A 16783-nucleotide genomic window follows, 5' to 3' on the forward strand; every position below is an offset into this window, starting at 1 on the left:
GCGAGTTCTACTCTGATGTGGCCAGCGTTTGCTGAGGTACGAGTGACTGATAAGCGAGAATGAGCTTTTTAGTCATCTCGTGCTGAGGCCAACGAAAAATGGTTTCGGTTTTACCTGTTTCGACAATCTGGCCACCGTCCATGACAATGATCCTGTCGGCGATATGACGCACAATCCCTAAGTTGTGAGAGATAAATATGAATGACAGGCCCAGTTCCTTTTGCAGTTTCAGGATCAGGTTTACCGTTTGTGAACGCACTGAGGGATCGAGTGCTGCGAAAGGTTCGTCGGCAACCAGGATTTTCGGTTGCAACACCATGGCCCGCGCAATTGCCACACGCTGTTGCTGACCATCTGACAACATATGGCGATAAAAGTAGTAGTGATCACGCAGCAAACCTACTTTAACCAATATATCTTCAATCAGGGTTTTGCGTTCTGATTCAGACAGTTCGGTATTAAGCTTTAATGGTTCATCGAGAATGCGGCCTACAGGAATGCCCGGATTCATCGCCTCACTGCTGTGCTGGAAGATCATTCGGATATCGTTACTGCTGTTGTAGCTTTTAGTAGACTTCTTTTTAGCCGCGTTGTACATCACGTTGCTCAAGAATATCTCCCCTTCGTCGGCGGGTATTGCACCAACCAGCAGCTTCGCCAACAACGATTTACCCGCTCGGTTCTCACCAATTATCGCAATGGTTTCACCTCGTTTCACCGTCAGCTCGATGGGTCCCAAGGCAAACACTTCTGGCTTTTTCAACCAGCGCTTCTGATCGCTGTGACGAAATGTCAGGCCACTGACATGCATAAGCTCACTCATAGTTTCTCCATATGCAGCGGAAAGTGGCAGCTGTAAGTGTGATCATGAATACGTCTTACGCCCGGTGTGCTCACGCAGGCCCGCTGCGCGCGAGGACAGCGAGGTCCTAAACGGCATCCAATTGGCACATGCTGTAACGAGGGGATAGTGCCGTCGAGAGAGGGCAGTACCGATTTCGGCGGCAAGTCCGCCCGGAAACTTGGTGCACTGTCGATAAGTGCTTTGGTGTACGGATGCAGTGGGCGCTTACGAATATGTTTCATCTTGCCCGATTCCACCGTCTGACCGCAGTACAGCACGGTCATGGTATGGGACATGCTGGCAATGGCCAGCAAATCGTGACTGACAAACAAAATCGAGAGTGATTTTGTTTGATTCAGCCGCGTGAAGAGTTTCAATACTTTGGTTTTGGTGGTGGTTTCCATCCCTCGGGTCGGGTCGTCGGCGATGAGTAATTTGGGTTGTGAGATTAACGCCATGGCAATCATAAACTTCTGACCAATGTCAGTGGGTACCTGATGCGGATACGCGTTCAGGTAATGTTTGTGATTCTTAATGCCCACCTTATGTACGGTATTGATAGCCGTTTTTCGGCGATCCAGATTTCGTTGCCAGAACCATTTACCGTTGACTAACTCGTCGGGGATCGCTTCTTCGAGCTGTTGTCCTAATGTCATCGATGGGTCCATGGACGTAATAGAATCCTGAAACACAACACCAATATCACGGCGCATCAGTTCCCGGCGTTCTTTCGCCGTCATCGATAACATGTTCTTGCCATGCCAGCTCATCCGGTCTGCTGTAACTTTCCATTGGGGCGGTAACGCACCGGAAATGGCCTGTACCATTAAACTTTTACCCGAGCCAGATTCACCCACCAGTGCGCGAATTTCGCCACTGTTAACGGTGAGGTTCACTTTATCGAGGGCTTTTACCCGCGTACTACCGTTATCAATTTCCAGGGTCAGGTTTTTGATGTCCAGCATTGGCATTAGTGTGTCAGCCTCCGTCTTAGTGCAGAGCGTAAACCGTCGCCGACAATGTTAATTGCCAGAACCATAAGAAAGATGGTCAGACCCGGTAGTCCCACATTCCATGGTGCCACATAGGCAACATCGAGGCCGTCAGCAAGAATAACGCCCAGTTCCGGCAGTGGCGGCTGTGCACCCAAATTCAGAAAACCCAGTGCCGAAATGTCGATAACAGCTACGGAAAGCGCCAGAGAGCCTTGTACAACCAGCATCTCAATCATGTTGGGCAGTACCGAGTGAAAGAAAAGCTGCAAAGGCTTGGCGCCGTCCAGACGAGACGCTAGGATGTATTCTTTTTTCATTTCGCTGCGCACAAACGAGCGGGTGTGATGTATGAACTGTGGGATCAATGCCAGTGTTATGGCCCACATACTGTTCACCAGGCCTGTGCCCAAAATCGCGACGATAATGATGGCGATTAACAGAGTAGGAATGGCCATGAGTGCATCCAGGGTATGATTAATGACGCTTGAACGTACCCCACTCGTCATCCCGGCGATGGTGCCGATAGTGACACCTACCAGCATGGCGATTAACACCAGAAGTACGCTGGAGCCGAAGGTTACCCGGCATCCATACATGATACGAGAAAACACATCTCGTCCAAGCGCATCAGTGCCAAACAGGTGGCTGATTGTGCCGTTAGGTTCCCAGCTTGGAGGTACGAGTAACGCATCGATGTTTTGTTGTAGCGGGTCGTAAGGGGCAACGAGCGGCGCAAACAAAGAAACAAAAAGAAACAGACCAAGTACAATGAAGCCCGCAAAGGCGACATGGCTACTGCGAAATTCTTCCCAGGTGCGTTGCCACGGGGAAGGCTGTGATTCTTCCTGATAAAGACTAAACCGTGCCACGTTCGTATTTTTCCCGGCTTGGATCGATGATCCGATTAAACAAATCAATCAAAATAGTAAAACTAACCACTAAAGTTGCCACTGCAAGCATGCCTACCCGTAATGCCGGATAGTCACGCTGGTAAATAGCCTGAATTAACCAATTGCCAATGCCCGGCCATGAAAAGAGCGTTTCCACAATCATCGCGTTGGTGATCAGCGTGGTTATCTGAATAGCCATCAAAGGCAGAATGGGAAGTAAGGCGTTACGCAGGATATGCCGACGGAATATTTGTACGCGGGATAGCCCCCGTGACTCTGCCGCCGCAATATAAGGGCTTTTCAACACATCAATAACAGATCGTCGTGTGAGTCTTACCACTGAAGCTGTAGACACCAGCGCAATGGAAATTGTTGGCAGTAACAAATGATAAAGTGCGTCATTCAATGCCAGTGACGTATCGGTGTTCTCAGCAATAATAATATCAATCAGAATAAAGCCCGTGGTGGGCGGAACATCAAACAACAAGCTGACACGACCAGACAGTGGTACAATCCCAAGGTTCAGACTGAACACCATAATAAACACCAACGCCAGCCAGAAAACCGGAAACGAGTAGCTCACCATACTGGCAGAATTAATCAGATAGTCCCGTTTCGTGTAGCTGCGCATGCCTGCATAACACCCCAGCGGTACACCCACGAAAATCGCCACGAAAAGCGCATATGCACTGAGTTCAATGGTGGCGGGCATGGCGATGCCAATTTCTTCCCGTAAGGGCAATCCGGATACAAAACTATATCCCCAGTTCCCTTGCAGTAGCTGCTGTACGTAATGAATGAATTGAAACAGGTAGGGTTTATCCAACTGGAATTGACGTAGCAAAGCGGCGCGTTCGGTTTCATTTTGCGGGGTAATGCCGGTGAGGTTCACCAGTACGTCACCGGGAAACAGGTATGCCAGTGAAAAAGACAGCGCCGCCAGCACCAGCATGGTGGTGATAAACAGGGTGGCATAACGAATTAGAATTTGTATCACAGGGACTTAGTCACTCCGGCAAATCGCACGCCGCCGTACGGGTTTATACTCATACCTTTTAAATTTTTTCGATAGGCCTGGTAGCGATAAGCATGTGCAATAGGTACCAAGGGAAGTTCATCATACAACAGACGGTTTACTTCTTCATATATAGCTTTTCGACGCTCGAGATCCTGTGTTTCCAGCGCCTCGTTGATCAGAGCATCATACTTTTCATTGCACCACATGGCGCGATTAGTACCCGATGGAATAGCGCCACAGCTGAGAAGAGGGCGGTAGAAATTATCCGGATCACCATTATCAGCAGACCAACCAATCAACACACTGTCATGCAAACCTTCCCGTAAATGTCGCCGGAAGGTGGTCCAGTCATAAGTCACAATATTCACCTGAATATCAACGGCGGACAAATAACGTTGAATCAGCTCAGCCATTTTACTTGCGTTTGGATTATACGCGCGTTCAACAGGCATTGCCCAAATGGTCATGGTGAAGCCTGGCTCAATGCCCGCTTCTTTAAGTAATTTTTTCGCCAAAACCGGGTTATACGCGGTGTCTTCCGCATCACTTTGAAACGCCCAACTGGCTGTAGGAAGCAAGGTTTTCGCCCGCGTGGCGCTTTCAAAATAAACGGCTTCCAGCAGGGTGTTTTTGTCGATGGCCAGTGCCAGCGCTTTTCTGACTTTAGGATCATCAAAGGGTGGGCGTTCCGTGTTGAAGGCCCAAAAACCAATATTCAGCCCTGGCTTTTCAGAAAGCTCGAGTTCTTCCCGGTTACGAATGATCTCAAGCTCAGTTTGCGCAGGGAAGGCAATAGCATCGCATTCACCAGTGATAAGTTTCGCCAGTCTTATCGAACTCTTGGTGGTGATATCGTAAATAAGATGCTCGGTATTAGATTGTCCATCAGGTAATTCATCAACACCCCAGTAATTCTCATTTCGAAGGAAGCGGATGTAATGATCTTTACGATAGCTTTCAAACTTAAACGGGCCGGTTCCTATAGGGAAGTAATCAATGCGTTCTGGCGTACCGCGACTCAGCAAATGGTCGGCATACTCCGCTGAGAGTATGACTGAAAAATCCGTAGCCAGGTTTGCCAAAAATGAGCTATCAGGCTCTTTGAGGGTAATTTGCACCCGGTAGCCATTTATACGCTCAACATTTACGATGTTGTCTGCTAATCCAAGACTTTCGAAATAGGGGTAGCGGCCGCCGGAAACGGCATGAAAAGGATTAGAAGGCAAACGCCAGCGGTTAATACTGAAGATCACATCGTCAGCATTCAACGAGCGGGTTGGCGTAAAATAAGTCGTGGTGTGAAAAGTAACGTTTTTATGAAGCTGGAAGGTGTAAGTTAGTCCGTCATCAGACACCATCCAACTTTCAGCAACGTTAGGCACAATTTGCCCGCTTTCGGCATCGAAATTGAGAAGGCGATCGTAAAGTTGATGTGCCGTAGCATCTGCAGTGGTGCTGGACGTGTCAGTTTGCGGATTAAAGTTCACCGGATTACTTTCGGAGCAGTAGATGATCCCTGATTGGTAAAAGGCAATCTGTTCTGATTTGTCGCAGGCCTGCAAACCCGTTAAAGCAACCAGAAATGCCGCCCACCGAAAACCGCCTCGCACCGTCACGCCTCCACAGATTCTGCCGAAGAATCCAGTAAGTTATATTTTTTCAGATATCCACGAAGCTGATGATAAGTCAGACTCAACTTTTCTGCAGTCTTTTTCTGATTAAACTGACTGTCTTCAAGGGCCTGGCGAATCATATCGATTTCATATTGCTGAGAGCGTTCTTTTAGATCAATGGGGAAGTTAAACGACGCCGTCGCCGGTGCAGCAGGCGCGTTTGCCGCGACATCGGGTAATTCAGGCGGTACTTCCACAACGTCTGACACTGTACCAGAGCTTGCCATTCTGTCCTGGGTTTTAATTCTGCCCTTGGGTCTGAACGGAGACTCAAACGGATCGAGAATAATTTCATGCACAGGTAGGTGAGGGTTGTTGGTGCGATAAACCGCCCGTTCAACCACGTTTTTCAGCTCACGGATGTTGCCCGGCCAGGAGTATTCCAACAGCGTTCGGCGTGCCTTTTCGGTAAAACCGCTAAAGAGTTCCATTTCCAGTTCACGGGCCATATTAATGGCGAAGTTTTCTGCCAGAAGCAATATGTCTTCTTTTCGTTCCCGTAATGGCGGAATAGTAATAACATCGAATGCTAAGCGATCCAGCAAGTCAGCGCGGAATTCTCCGCTCTCTGCTAAAGCCGGTAGGTCTTCGTTTGTCGCCGCAATAATACGCACATCAGTTTTCAGTGTTTTACTGCCGCCCACACGTTCGAATTCACCATATTCAATCACTCTGAGCAGCTTTTCCTGAATAAGTCCTGAGGTGTTTGCCAGCTCGTCGAGGAACAGGGTGCCGTTGTTAGCGACCTCAAAACGACCTTCCCGTCGTTTAGCTGCACCGGTAAATGCACCAGCTTCATAACCGAACAGCTCACTTTCAAGCAGGTTTTCATTCAGTGCGGCACAATTGAGTTTGACGTAGTTTTGATCCCAGCGCTGTGACAGAAAGTGCAAACGAGCAGCGATAAGTTCTTTACCGGTTCCCCGTTCACCGATTACCAGCACCGGTTTGTTCAATGGCGCGATCTGTGAAATCTGTTCCAGTGTTTCCAGAAAGCTATTGGCCTGCCCAAGCAAGTTATCTTGTTGGCGAAATCTACTCATTTATTCCCTCAAGTGTTAGTCAATTAGACCAATTCTTAGTGTAGATGAAAAAGTGGTGAGAATCGAACTATTCTTTTTCACGAAAAAAAGCTTTCAATTCAGTGGTATGCAAATACGATGAAGTTGGCAAGTATATTGTATAGATATAACCCAGTCGCAGATTGCGAATTTTCGAAACCATGCACTTTTGCATGATTATTTCACGAGATAGAGGTAATGAATATGGGTATCTTCTCGCGTTTCACCGATATAGTGAATTCAAACATCAACGCTTTACTGGATAAAGCTGAAGATCCGGAAAAAATGGTTCGTCTTATCATCCAGGAGATGGAAGACACACTGGTAGAGGTGCGTTCTGCGTCAGCGAAGACCATTGCCAGTAAAAAGGAAATTGTAGCGCAAATCAGTAAATACGAGCGTGATGCTGAAGATTGGGGAGCGAAAGCGGAACTGGCGCTGAGCAAAGACCGCGAAGATTTAGCGCGTGCTGCCCTGCAAGAACGCAAAAAAGCATCGGAAGCTGCTGTTGCACTGGGTCAGGAACTGGCTATTGTTGAAGAGCAGATTTCTAAACTTCAGGACGAAGTGGGTCAGTTGCAGGATAAACTGGCAGACGCAAAAGCCCGTCAGAAAGCGATTATTATGCGTCAGAAAACAGCCAGCTCTCGCTTAGAAGTGAAGCGTACGCTGGATAGCAGTAAAGTGGATGCGGCAATGGGGCGCTTTGAGCAATATGAGCGTAAGATTGACGATTTGGAATCTCAGGTTGAAGCTTATGATTTGGGTAAGAAAACCCTTAACGATGAGTTTGCTGAGCTGGAAGCCGGTGACAAAATCGATGAAGAGTTAGCCGCATTAAAAGCCAAAATGAATCAGAATAAGAGCGCAGAATAAAAAGCGCGTCAAACCGGCAACCAAACGGTTGCCGGAAAAAGAAACACGATTAATTTTACTCCTGATATTATGGAAAAAATCAGAGTATTTGCTGGAGGAGAGAGAATATGGACGCGGGAATAATGGCATTAATAACAGCCCCTTTAGTTCTGTTTTTAATTTTTGTTGCACCTATCTGGTTAATTTTACACTACCGCAGCAAAAAGCAGGTGAGCCAGGGCTTGAGTGCAGAAGAATATGCAGAATTAAAAACCCTGGCTGAAAAAGCGGAAAAAATGTCAGACCGGATTAAAACCCTTGAGTCGATTCTAGATCATGAAGCGCCACAGTGGAGGGACAGAGCATGAAAGGTCAGTTATGTCGCGACACCCAGCACAAGCGTATAGCAGGTGTTTGTAGTGGAATAGCGGAATATTTTGGTCTTGAACGCTGGCTAGTCCGCATTCTGGTGGTATCAGCTTTCTTTCTACTTGGTGGTCCGTTTATCTTTATTGCATACGTAGCATGCTGGTTTATTCTTGAGCCGAAGCAAGCTAATGCGCAAATTTTTAAAGACGACCCGGTGAGCCAATTTAAGTCTGGCGAAGGCAAAGGTTGGACGAACACCCACGCTGTGCAGCCAGAGCAATCTGCCAAAGTGGCGGTGAAAACCAAAGTCTGGCAGGCTGGCGAACCGCCTAAACAGGCTGTTCATGATATCGCCGCGCGTTTTAAAGACGCAGAATTACGCCTGCGTAAAATGGAAAAGTACGTTACCTCCCGCGAATTTCAACTAGACCGCGAAATTAGCAGACTTTAATTCGATCCTCTTGTCGATGGCAGTGATGCCATCGACTTTTTTGTTTTTAAAGCCTGCAAATCAAATGTTTAACTCCGTTTGTAAAATTTATGTTACGGTGTTCGGGGCAACCTCAATGTGCCTCTCTCTTCCTTCCGCCGGTAAAGTCCTTAGACTGAAATGAGTTTCTCAATTCACGAAGGTACCCATGGCAAAGTCGTCCGCATATCAGTCAAAACAGCCCGATGAAAATGGCAACATCCACTGGTCTCAACAGGAAAATGCTATTTGGTCAGAACTGTATCATCGTCAGATTTCACTGTTGCCGGGCAGAGCCTGCCAACAATACCTGGATGGCTTAACGTTGCTAGACCTGCCAGAAAATCGTATTCCTCAGCTGAGCGAAATTGATAGTGTATTGGAATCGACAACAGGCTGGCGAACCGCGCCGGTCCCCGCATTGATAAACTTTTCCTCATTTTTTGCCTTGCTGGCGGATAGACAGTTTCCTGTGGCCACTTTCATCCGTAGCCGGGAAGAATTTGATTATTTGCAAGAGCCGGATATTTTTCACGAGGTATTCGGGCATTGCCCATTGCTAACCAATCCTGCATTTGCACACTTTACGCATACCTACGGCAAACTCGGCTTGGCAGCGTCTAAAGAAGAGCGAATTTATCTTGCGCGGCTTTATTGGTTTACCGTGGAGTTTGGTTTGGTTAGTTGCGCCGAGGGGCAGCGTATTTATGGCGGCGGCATTTTATCTTCTCCAGGCGAAACCTGTTACGCGCTGGAAAGTAATGCACCGTTGAAGGTACCAATGAATCCTCTGGATGTACTACGAACGCCATACCGCATCGATATTATGCAGCCGCTTTATTACGAATTAGCCTCATTCGACGATTTATTTACGCTGGCAGAAAGCGACATTATGAAACTCGTCCGGCAGGCAATGAAGCTGGGGTTGCATGCACCGCTTTTCGAGATAGCGCCTAAACAAGCGAGCTGAAAATTATTTAAGCATAGTAATGTTATGATTTTGTGATATCCTGTAAATATATATTTACAATGCTATATTCATACTAATGTAGCCACAAAAACAATGACAGAAACCCTATGCGCTTAGAAATCAGTTGCCAGGATCGCCTTGGTATTACGCAGGATATATTGGATATCCTCGTTGAACATGAAATCGACTTACGTGGCATCGAAATTGACGTCGCGGGAAAAATATTTCTGAATTTTCCTAACATTGAATTTGAAGATTTTCAGCACTTGATGCCAAAGATCCGGCGGATTAATGGCATCGACGATGTGAAAACCACCCCGTTTATGCCGGGGGAAAGGGAGCGTCACCAGCTTTCAGCCATCCTTCGTACATTACCAGACCCGGTTTTCTCCATCGATAACCGTTGCCGCATTTTAATGTGTAACGAAGCAGTGATGAGTGGGATGGAAATGCCGTTCTCGGAAATCAAATCAATGGACGTGGGGGAGTTGGTTAAAAATTTCAATTTCACCCGTTGGATGGAAAATGAAGAAGGGGCCGCGACGTCGGTTAAAGTTAAATTCATCCAGCAGGACTACCTTGCCGATGTATTGCCGGTAACCGTTCCAGATGGTCACAATCAGCCTATTCTTGCCGGCGCCGTCGTCATCTTGAAATCTGAAATTCGCCTCGGGCAGCAGTTTAGTGCTTTTCATCAGGTTGAGACGGATTCTTTCGACCATTTCATTACACGTTCCGCGGCTATGGCGAAAGTGGTCAATGAGGCCAAACAGATTGCTGATCTGGATGCGCCTGTGTTGATATTCGGTGAAACCGGTACCGGCAAGGAAATGATTGCCAAAGCGTGCCATCAAGCCAGCCGCAGACATAAAAGCGAGTTTCTGGTTCTGAATTGTGCTTCTTTGCCAGACAGCGTCGCTGAATCGGAGTTATTTGGCTATGCTGCCGGCGCGTACAATCAGCCTGATGGCAAAGTTGGACTATTAGAGCTGGCAGAAGGCGGTACACTATTGCTCGACGAAATTGCCGATATGTCGCCGCAGTTACAGGCAAAGCTGCTGCGAGTTTTGGAGAATAACGAATTTCGCCGGGTGGGCGGTGATAAACCTGTTGAAGTGAATGTGCGCTTTATCTGTACGACCAGTCGTGACCTTGGCCAACTGGTAGAAGAAGGCGTGTTCAGAAAAGATTTGTATTATCGCCTGAACGTACTGAGTTTAGTCATGCCGTCTTTAAAAGAACGTCGCCAGGATATTCTGCCACTGGCCGAATCTTTCATTCTACAACACAGCGGAAAACTCGGGCGTCGACCGGCCAAACTCAGTAAATCCTGCGTCGACTTTCTGCAGCAGTATCCGTGGCCGGGGAATGTTCGGCAACTACAAAACGCTTTGTTCCGCGCGTTGTCGTTACTAGATGGTAATGAAATTACCAAAGAAGATATTCAACTGCCTAGTTGTGCCCCAAGTGTCACGTATATCGATGAGAACTTTGACGGAACCCTCGATGAGGAAGTGAAGAAGTTCGAGCGTGACTTGCTAAAACGTCTTTATCCTTCATACCCGAGCACTCGACAGCTTGCGAAAAAGTTGGGGCTGAGTCATACCGCCATCGCGAACAAGTTACGTGAATATGGCATCAATAAAAGCACTGTAAAGCTTTGATGACAGCTTGTTGCGTTGGCTTTACGAATTAAGCACGATTTGACGTTATTCGGCGGGGAAGAACGTGGTTTCCCGCCGATTGTCCACAAATCTGTACGCTTTTGCACTTCGATACCATCAAAATACACTGTTAGCCCCCCACTGTCCTTCCCTATAAATTTGGTGTTTATTGTTCACATAACATTAACAAGTGTGAGGAATGCACCATGTCAGATATCGATTACTCTTATAACCCGTTGGGCTCAGATGGCTTCGAATTTGTTGAATATACAGCTGCTGATGATAAGGGCATCGGCGATCTCAAAGCGTTGTTCTCGTCGTTGGGGTTTGCTGAAGTTGCTCGTCATCGCTCCAAACGGGTTTGGTTGTATCGTCAGGGTGACATCAACTTTATCGTTAACGCTGAACCCGCTTCTCAAGCTGAAGAGTTTGCGCGTATGCGAGGGCCGAGCGTTTGCGGCATGGCATTCAGAGTTAACGATGCCGGCGTTGCTTTTGAACATGCGGTGACAAACGGGGCGAAAGCCTTTCACGGTAATCTTGGGCCGATGGAGCTAAACATTCCAGCGGTTTACGGAATAGGAGAAAGCACACTCTATTTTGTCGACCGCTACGGCGATGACAGTATCTACGAAGTCGATTTCCGCTTTTACGATGACTGGCAGGCGCGCATGAGCGATGCCAATGCAGGCCTGACTTTTGTCGACCATCTCACTCACAACGTCCGACGCGGCAACATGGCGGTATGGGCGAATTTCTACGAAAGCATTGGTAACTTCCGCGAGATCCGCTATTTCGATATTGAAGGGAAGCTTACCGGTTTAGTGAGTAAAGCGATGACCTCACCCTGCGGAAAAATCCGCATTCCTATTAATGAATCTTCCGATGATAAATCTCAAATCGAGGAATTTATTCGCGAATACAACGGCGAAGGTATTCAGCATATTGCTATGTCTACCGACGATATTTATCAAACCGTACGCGATTTAAAAGCCCGCGGAATGCGCTTTATGGACACGCCGGACACCTACTACGAAGGTGTGGAGAAGCGGGTTCCCGGTCATGGCGAATCGCTGGCAGAATTGAAAGAACTGAAAGTGCTGATTGATGGCGCACCGATGAAAGACGGCATTCTATTGCAGATTTTCACTGATACCGTTATTGGCCCAGTGTTCTTCGAAATTATTCAGCGTAAGGGCAATGAAGGATTCGGTGAAGGTAACTTTAAAGCCTTATTCGAGTCTATCGAGCTTGATCAGATTCGCCGGGGCGTGTTGGAAAATAGCAACGAGAAAGAAAATGCGTAACTGGATCCGGTTTCCCGTCACTCAGGGCGTGCATTCGAAACAAGCTCACGCGGACTTTCCTGAACAAGGCATTTATGAACGGGAAATTGGTCGCAGTGGCTTTTTCGGACCCGCTACGCATTTGCATCACAAGCATGCGCCCACCGGTTGGACGGAGTGGGAAGGCGATTTGCGTCCTCGTGCGTTTGACTTAAATACGCTTAAACTGAGCGGCGAAAACAGCCCGTTTTCTGCCCCGGATATCCTGTCGAATGCCCATTGTAAATATAGGTTGTGGAAATGCGCTCAGCCGATGAAGCATTTAGCCCGCAACGCCGATGGTGATGACTTGTTGTTTGTGCATGAAGGTGAGGGGGATTTGTTCTGTGATTTTGGTCACCTGGAAATTACCGCCGGTGACTATGTATTACTTCCTCGTTCAACCATGTGGCGGCTTGAGCCCCGCGAGCCCTTCACGTTACTGATGATTGAAGCCACAAACGAAGCCTATCAGCTGCCAGACAAAGGCATGTTAGGGGGCCAAGCGGTATTTGACCCTGCGGTATTGGAAGTACCGCAGATCAATCCGCGCTTCTTGGCTCAGCAAGATGAAAAAAGCTGGAAAGTTGAGGTGAAGCGTGGCGGTAAAACGTCGGTAATCACCTATCCGTTTAATCCGCTAGATGCGATTGGATGGCACGGTGAGGTGTGTGTGGTGAAATTGAACTGGCGGGATATCCGCCCGTTGATGAGTCACCGCTATCATCTGCCGCCTTCAGCTCATACCACATTTGTGGCGCCGCGCTTTGTGGTGTGTACATTTGTTCCGCGGCCAATCGAAAGCGACCCCGGTGCACTGAAAGTGCCTTTTTACCACAACAACGACGACTATGACGAAGTGCTGTTTTATCACGAAGGGGATTTCTTCAGTCGCGATAATATTGAAAAAGGCATGGTGACATTTCATCCGGCAGGATTTACCCATGGGCCTCATCCCAAAGCATTCGCCGCAGGCAGGGCGCATAAGAAAACCTTCACCGATGAGGTAGCGGTAATGGTGGATACCAGAGATGCCTTAATCGCCAGTGATGCTGCCTTGCGGGTGGAAAATCCGGAATATGTGTACAGCTGGAAGACCTCAACAAAGGAGGGCGAAGAATGAAATTTGCAACCTATAAAAATGGCCAGCGAGACGGCGTATTGATGCTGGTCTCCAGAGATTTGACACAAACCATAGCCGTGCCAGATATTGCTAACACACTGCAGTACGCGCTGGATAATTGGTCCGAGCTCGCTGCTCAGCTGCAATCACGTTATCAACAGCTTAACGATGGCATGCTAAAAAGCGATCCGTTCAGAGAAGAGCGTTGTGAATCTCCGCTTCCACGGGCCTATCAGTGGGCTGACGGCAGTGCCTATGTAAATCATGTCGAGTTGGTTAGAAAAGCACGGGGTGCTGAAATGCCCGAAAGTTTCTGGCAAGACCCGTTAATGTATCAAGGCGGCTCCGATGATTTCATCGGTCCTCGGGATGATGTGATTTTACCCAGTGACGACTGGGGCATTGATTTTGAAGGTGAAGTGGCGGTAATAACCGATGATGTGCCTATGGGATGTTGTGAAACGGTGGCGGTTGAACGAATACGATTGCTGATGCTAGTAAACGATGTGTCTTTGCGTGGGTTAATCCCCGGTGAACTCGCCAAAGGGTTTGGTTTTTTTCAGTCTAAACCAGCCAGCAGCTTTTCACCGGTGGCGGTAACGCCGGACGAGTTGGGAGATACCTGGAATCTGACAAAAGTGCACCTTCCGTTACGTTCGACTTACAACGGCGAATTATTTGGCGTGCCCCATGCTGGCATCGATATGACATTTAACTTTGCACAACTTATTGCGCACGCGGCTAAATCGCGTAATCTGAGAGCAGGGGCTATTATCGGCTCTGGAACAGTATCCAATAAACAAGGTACTGAACATGGTAGTGCTGTAAAAGATGGTGGTGTTGGTTACTCCTGTATTGCCGAAATTCGGATGATTGAAACCATACGCGATGGCAAACCGTCCACGCCGTTTATGCAGTTCGGCGATCGTATTCGCATTGAGATGCTGGATGGACAGGGGCACAGCATTTTTGGCGCTATTGATCAGCAAATAAAACCGCACAACTAAAATAACGCTAACATAATGAGAGTGCGGTGAATGAAAGAAGGGTGAAACATGAGTCTGAAACTTTACGGTTACTGGCGTTCTTCTGCAACTTACCGGGTGCGCATTGCGCTGAATCTGAAAGGACTGGATTACGAATATGTGCCGGTTCATCTGGTGAAAGAGGGCGGTGAACAAACCCACGAACTTTTCACCCGCTTAAATCCGGCCCAGTTAGTGCCAGCGCTGGTGGATGACGATGAAGATTTTGTACTGAATCAGTCTCTGAGCATTATTGAATATCTTGATGAGCGTTACCCGGAAACGCCGCGGTTGTTACCACAACACGCGCTGGAAAGGGCACGGGTTCGTGGTCTCTCTCACGACATCGCAATGGAAATGCAGCCGTTAGGAAACCTGCGTGTGCTGAATGCGCTTCGTGATGATTTCGATGCCGACGACGAAGTAGTTGGCGCCTGGGTACGCAAGTGGTCGAAACTGGGTTTTGAAGCCATTGAAAGTCGCTTGCAGACACAGGCTGGGAAGTTCTGTTTTGATTTCGATGTAACCATGGCTGATGTTTGCCTGGTACCGCAGGTTTATATTGCCAAACGATTTAACCTGGATATGACGCCTTATCCACTGATCGAAAAAATTGTTGCGAATTGTCAGGCGCTGGAAGCCTTTGAGAAAGCCCGGCCTGAAAATCAGCCGGACTGTCCGGAATAATTCGGCGATGCCATTTGGCAGACACCACGACTAAAGGTACAAAAAAGCCCGTTTTCACGGGCTTTTTTCTGTTACTGACTCTTAATGGGTAACTCTGTGGTGTTCTTCACTTGCTTCAGTGCAAACGTAGAACTGAGGTGATCAACCAGAGGTAAATGGGTTAGCTTTGTCTTAAGAAGATATTCATACTCTTCTATGCTCTCTACGACCACTTTAAGAAGATAATCCTTCTCCCCACTGGTTGTATGACATTCAACCACTTCGTCAATCGATTGCACCGCATTTTCAAAATCGTTGAGGGAGTCGCCGTCATGGTTTTTGAGGGTGACAAAGATAAAAACGGAAACACCCAGATTGAGTTTTTTGCTATTTAAAAGGGTAACTTTACGCAGGATGATCCCCTCGGATTCCATGCGTTTGACGCGACGCCAGCAAGGCGTATGTGACAATCCGACCTTCTGGCTCAGGTCGGCCATCGATACGGTTGCGTCCTGTTGAAGCACGCGAAGAATTTCGCGGTCAAATTTATCTAATTTCATGAATCAGGCTTCTCGTTAGGTCTATGATAATTATTATAACACTTCCATAATACTAGGATATATATCCTAGTCTATAGTTCTTCTGAATAACCATATTTCCGCTTGTAAACTTCCGTGACCAACAATGCAAAATCTGTCCTCGTCATGTTCGGCTAATATAGCCGCAATTTAACCCGCTTAGAGAAGAACCATTTTCATGTCAGTTTTTGAACATCCTGAGTTCGATAGTCACGAACACGTTGCCTTTTATCATGACAAGCCGTCAGGCTTGAAAGCGATTATAGCTGTGCACAATACCAATCTTGGGCCAGCACTGGGTGGATGTAGAATGTGGCCTTACATCGATAGCCAGGAAGCACTAACAGACGTGTTGAGACTGTCGAAAGGCATGACCTACAAATCGGCGATGGCGAACCTGAAGTTGGGTGGCGGGAAGTCGGTCATTATCGGTGATCCTCGCAAACAAAAGTCTGAAGACATGATGCTGGCCATGGGCCGATTCGTGGATTCACTGGGCGGTAAGTATTTTACTGCCGAAGATTCGGGTATTGCAGTAGGTGATTTGAAAACCATGGCCACCCAGTCTGACTACATCACCGGTGTGAGTGCACAATATCACTACAACAATGAAACGCCTGATGGTAATCCAGCGCCGTCTACTGCCTACGGCGTGTTCACCGGCCTTAAAGCGTCAGTAGAATATGCACTTAAAACTGATCTGAAGGGTGTACGTGTGGCAATTCAAGGCGTAGGACATGTGGGTTATCGTCTGGCTAAACATCTGCATGAGCATGGCGCTGAACTTTTCGTTACTGACATTTTTCCGGAGGGCGTTGAACGCGCGGTACAGGAATTTGGTGCCCAGGCCGTTGCCCCTGAGAAACTGTATTCGTTAGACGTGGATGTAATTGCACCATGTGCCTTAGGCGCGTCTATTAATGATGAAACGCTGCCTGAAATCAAAGCCAAAGTGATTGCGGGTGCGGCGAACAATCAGCTGGCAAAAGAGACAATGGGGGAAGCCTTACGCCAGCGCGGTATCTTGTACGCGCCGGATTATGTGATTAACGCAGGTGGCGTTATTGATATCTATCATCAACGTATGACATCTTCGAGTGAAGCATTACGCACCCATATTGAACAGATTGGCGATACGCTGAAAGAAATTTATCAGCGCGCGGAAAGTGATGAAAAAGCCACCAATATCGTGGCAAATGTCATTGCAGAAGAACGATTTAATCACAAAGCTTGAAACTTCGGTCTCAAGTCGTCATAA

At 47.7% G+C, this 16783-nt stretch carries 17 protein-coding genes; 10 read left to right on the forward strand and 7 right to left on the reverse strand.

Going from position 1 to position 16783, the window contains the following annotated elements; all coding sequences use genetic code 11:
* Positions 1–7: 7 nt before the first annotated feature.
* The 6 genes from ACXAFQ_RS01760 to pspF are packed head-to-tail and all read right to left on the reverse strand — an operon-like array spanning position 8 to position 6463.
* Positions 8–823, reverse strand: a complete 816-nt coding sequence (locus tag ACXAFQ_RS01760) for an ATP-binding cassette domain-containing protein (protein WP_070126994.1) — start codon at positions 821–823, stop codon at positions 8–10.
* On the reverse strand, positions 820–1815 hold the full coding sequence (locus ACXAFQ_RS01765) for an oligopeptide/dipeptide ABC transporter ATP-binding protein (RefSeq protein ID WP_474817874.1): 996 nt from the start codon (positions 1813–1815) through the stop codon (positions 820–822). The genes ACXAFQ_RS01760 and ACXAFQ_RS01765 overlap by 4 nt, the downstream gene beginning before the upstream one ends.
* Positions 1815–2708 carry an ABC transporter permease subunit gene (locus ACXAFQ_RS01770; RefSeq protein WP_474817875.1) on the reverse strand — a complete coding sequence of 298 codons (894 nt, stop codon included), beginning with the start codon at positions 2706–2708 and terminating at the stop codon, positions 1815–1817. The genes ACXAFQ_RS01765 and ACXAFQ_RS01770 overlap by 1 nt, the downstream gene beginning before the upstream one ends.
* Complete coding sequence (locus ACXAFQ_RS01775) at positions 2695–3726, reverse strand: ABC transporter permease (protein WP_070126991.1); 1032 nt, start codon at positions 3724–3726, stop codon at positions 2695–2697. Before ACXAFQ_RS01775 ends, ACXAFQ_RS01770 begins: the two co-directional genes overlap by 14 nt.
* Positions 3723–5357, reverse strand: coding sequence for an ABC transporter substrate-binding protein (locus ACXAFQ_RS01780; RefSeq protein ID WP_474817876.1), 1635 nt, complete (start codon positions 5355–5357; stop codon positions 3723–3725). Before ACXAFQ_RS01780 ends, ACXAFQ_RS01775 begins: the two co-directional genes overlap by 4 nt.
* Before the next feature lie 2 nt (positions 5358–5359).
* A complete protein-coding gene (gene pspF / locus ACXAFQ_RS01785; protein WP_474817877.1) occupies positions 5360–6463 on the reverse strand; it encodes a phage shock protein operon transcriptional activator in 1104 nt (367 codons plus the stop codon).
* A 222-nt stretch (positions 6464–6685) separates the two neighbouring features.
* Here pspF and pspA point away from each other — a divergent pair, with 222 nt between their 5' ends.
* The 9 genes from pspA to maiA all read left to right on the forward strand — a co-directional run bounded on the left by pspA (position 6686) and on the right by maiA (position 14968).
* Positions 6686–7357, forward strand: coding sequence for a phage shock protein PspA (gene pspA, locus ACXAFQ_RS01790; protein ID WP_474817878.1), 672 nt, complete (start codon positions 6686–6688; stop codon positions 7355–7357).
* A gap of 107 nt (positions 7358–7464) precedes the next feature.
* On the forward strand, positions 7465–7704 hold the full coding sequence (pspB, locus tag ACXAFQ_RS01795) for an envelope stress response membrane protein PspB (protein ID WP_474817879.1): 240 nt from the start codon (positions 7465–7467) through the stop codon (positions 7702–7704).
* Positions 7701–8156: an envelope stress response membrane protein PspC gene (pspC, locus tag ACXAFQ_RS01800; protein ID WP_474817880.1), complete on the forward strand. Its 456-nt coding sequence runs from the start codon at positions 7701–7703 to the stop codon at positions 8154–8156. Before pspB ends, pspC begins: the two co-directional genes overlap by 4 nt.
* A 187-nt stretch (positions 8157–8343) precedes the next feature.
* Positions 8344–9144 (forward strand): phenylalanine 4-monooxygenase, encoded by an 801-nt coding sequence (phhA, locus tag ACXAFQ_RS01805; protein ID WP_474817881.1) that lies wholly within the window; start codon positions 8344–8346, stop codon positions 9142–9144.
* Between the two features lie 107 nt (positions 9145–9251).
* On the forward strand, positions 9252–10808 hold the full coding sequence (gene tyrR / locus ACXAFQ_RS01810) for a transcriptional regulator TyrR (protein WP_474817882.1): 1557 nt from the start codon (positions 9252–9254) through the stop codon (positions 10806–10808).
* 206 nt (positions 10809–11014) lie between these two features.
* Positions 11015–12115: a 4-hydroxyphenylpyruvate dioxygenase gene (hppD, locus tag ACXAFQ_RS01815; RefSeq protein ID WP_474817883.1), complete on the forward strand. Its 1101-nt coding sequence runs from the start codon at positions 11015–11017 to the stop codon at positions 12113–12115.
* Positions 12108–13256, forward strand: coding sequence for a homogentisate 1,2-dioxygenase (locus tag ACXAFQ_RS01820; protein ID WP_474817884.1), 1149 nt, complete (start codon positions 12108–12110; stop codon positions 13254–13256). The genes hppD and ACXAFQ_RS01820 overlap by 8 nt, the downstream gene beginning before the upstream one ends.
* Positions 13253–14263, forward strand: a complete 1011-nt coding sequence (locus ACXAFQ_RS01825) for a fumarylacetoacetate hydrolase family protein (RefSeq protein WP_474817885.1) — start codon at positions 13253–13255, stop codon at positions 14261–14263. The genes ACXAFQ_RS01820 and ACXAFQ_RS01825 overlap by 4 nt, the downstream gene beginning before the upstream one ends.
* 48 nt (positions 14264–14311) lie before the next feature.
* Positions 14312–14968 (forward strand): maleylacetoacetate isomerase, encoded by a 657-nt coding sequence (gene maiA / locus ACXAFQ_RS01830; RefSeq protein WP_474817886.1) that lies wholly within the window; start codon positions 14312–14314, stop codon positions 14966–14968.
* A 71-nt stretch (positions 14969–15039) separates the two neighbouring features.
* Here maiA and ACXAFQ_RS01835 read toward each other — a convergent pair whose 3' ends face one another.
* Complete coding sequence (locus tag ACXAFQ_RS01835; protein ID WP_070126980.1) at positions 15040–15507, reverse strand: Lrp/AsnC family transcriptional regulator; 468 nt, start codon at positions 15505–15507, stop codon at positions 15040–15042.
* A gap of 196 nt (positions 15508–15703) precedes the next feature.
* Here ACXAFQ_RS01835 and ACXAFQ_RS01840 point away from each other — a divergent pair, with 196 nt between their 5' ends.
* Positions 15704–16759 carry a Glu/Leu/Phe/Val dehydrogenase dimerization domain-containing protein gene (locus tag ACXAFQ_RS01840; RefSeq protein ID WP_474817887.1) on the forward strand — a complete coding sequence of 352 codons (1056 nt, stop codon included), beginning with the start codon at positions 15704–15706 and terminating at the stop codon, positions 16757–16759.
* Positions 16760–16783: the final 24 nt, after the last annotated feature.

Source organism: Alteromonas sp. ABH2_165, from assembly GCF_056159945.1.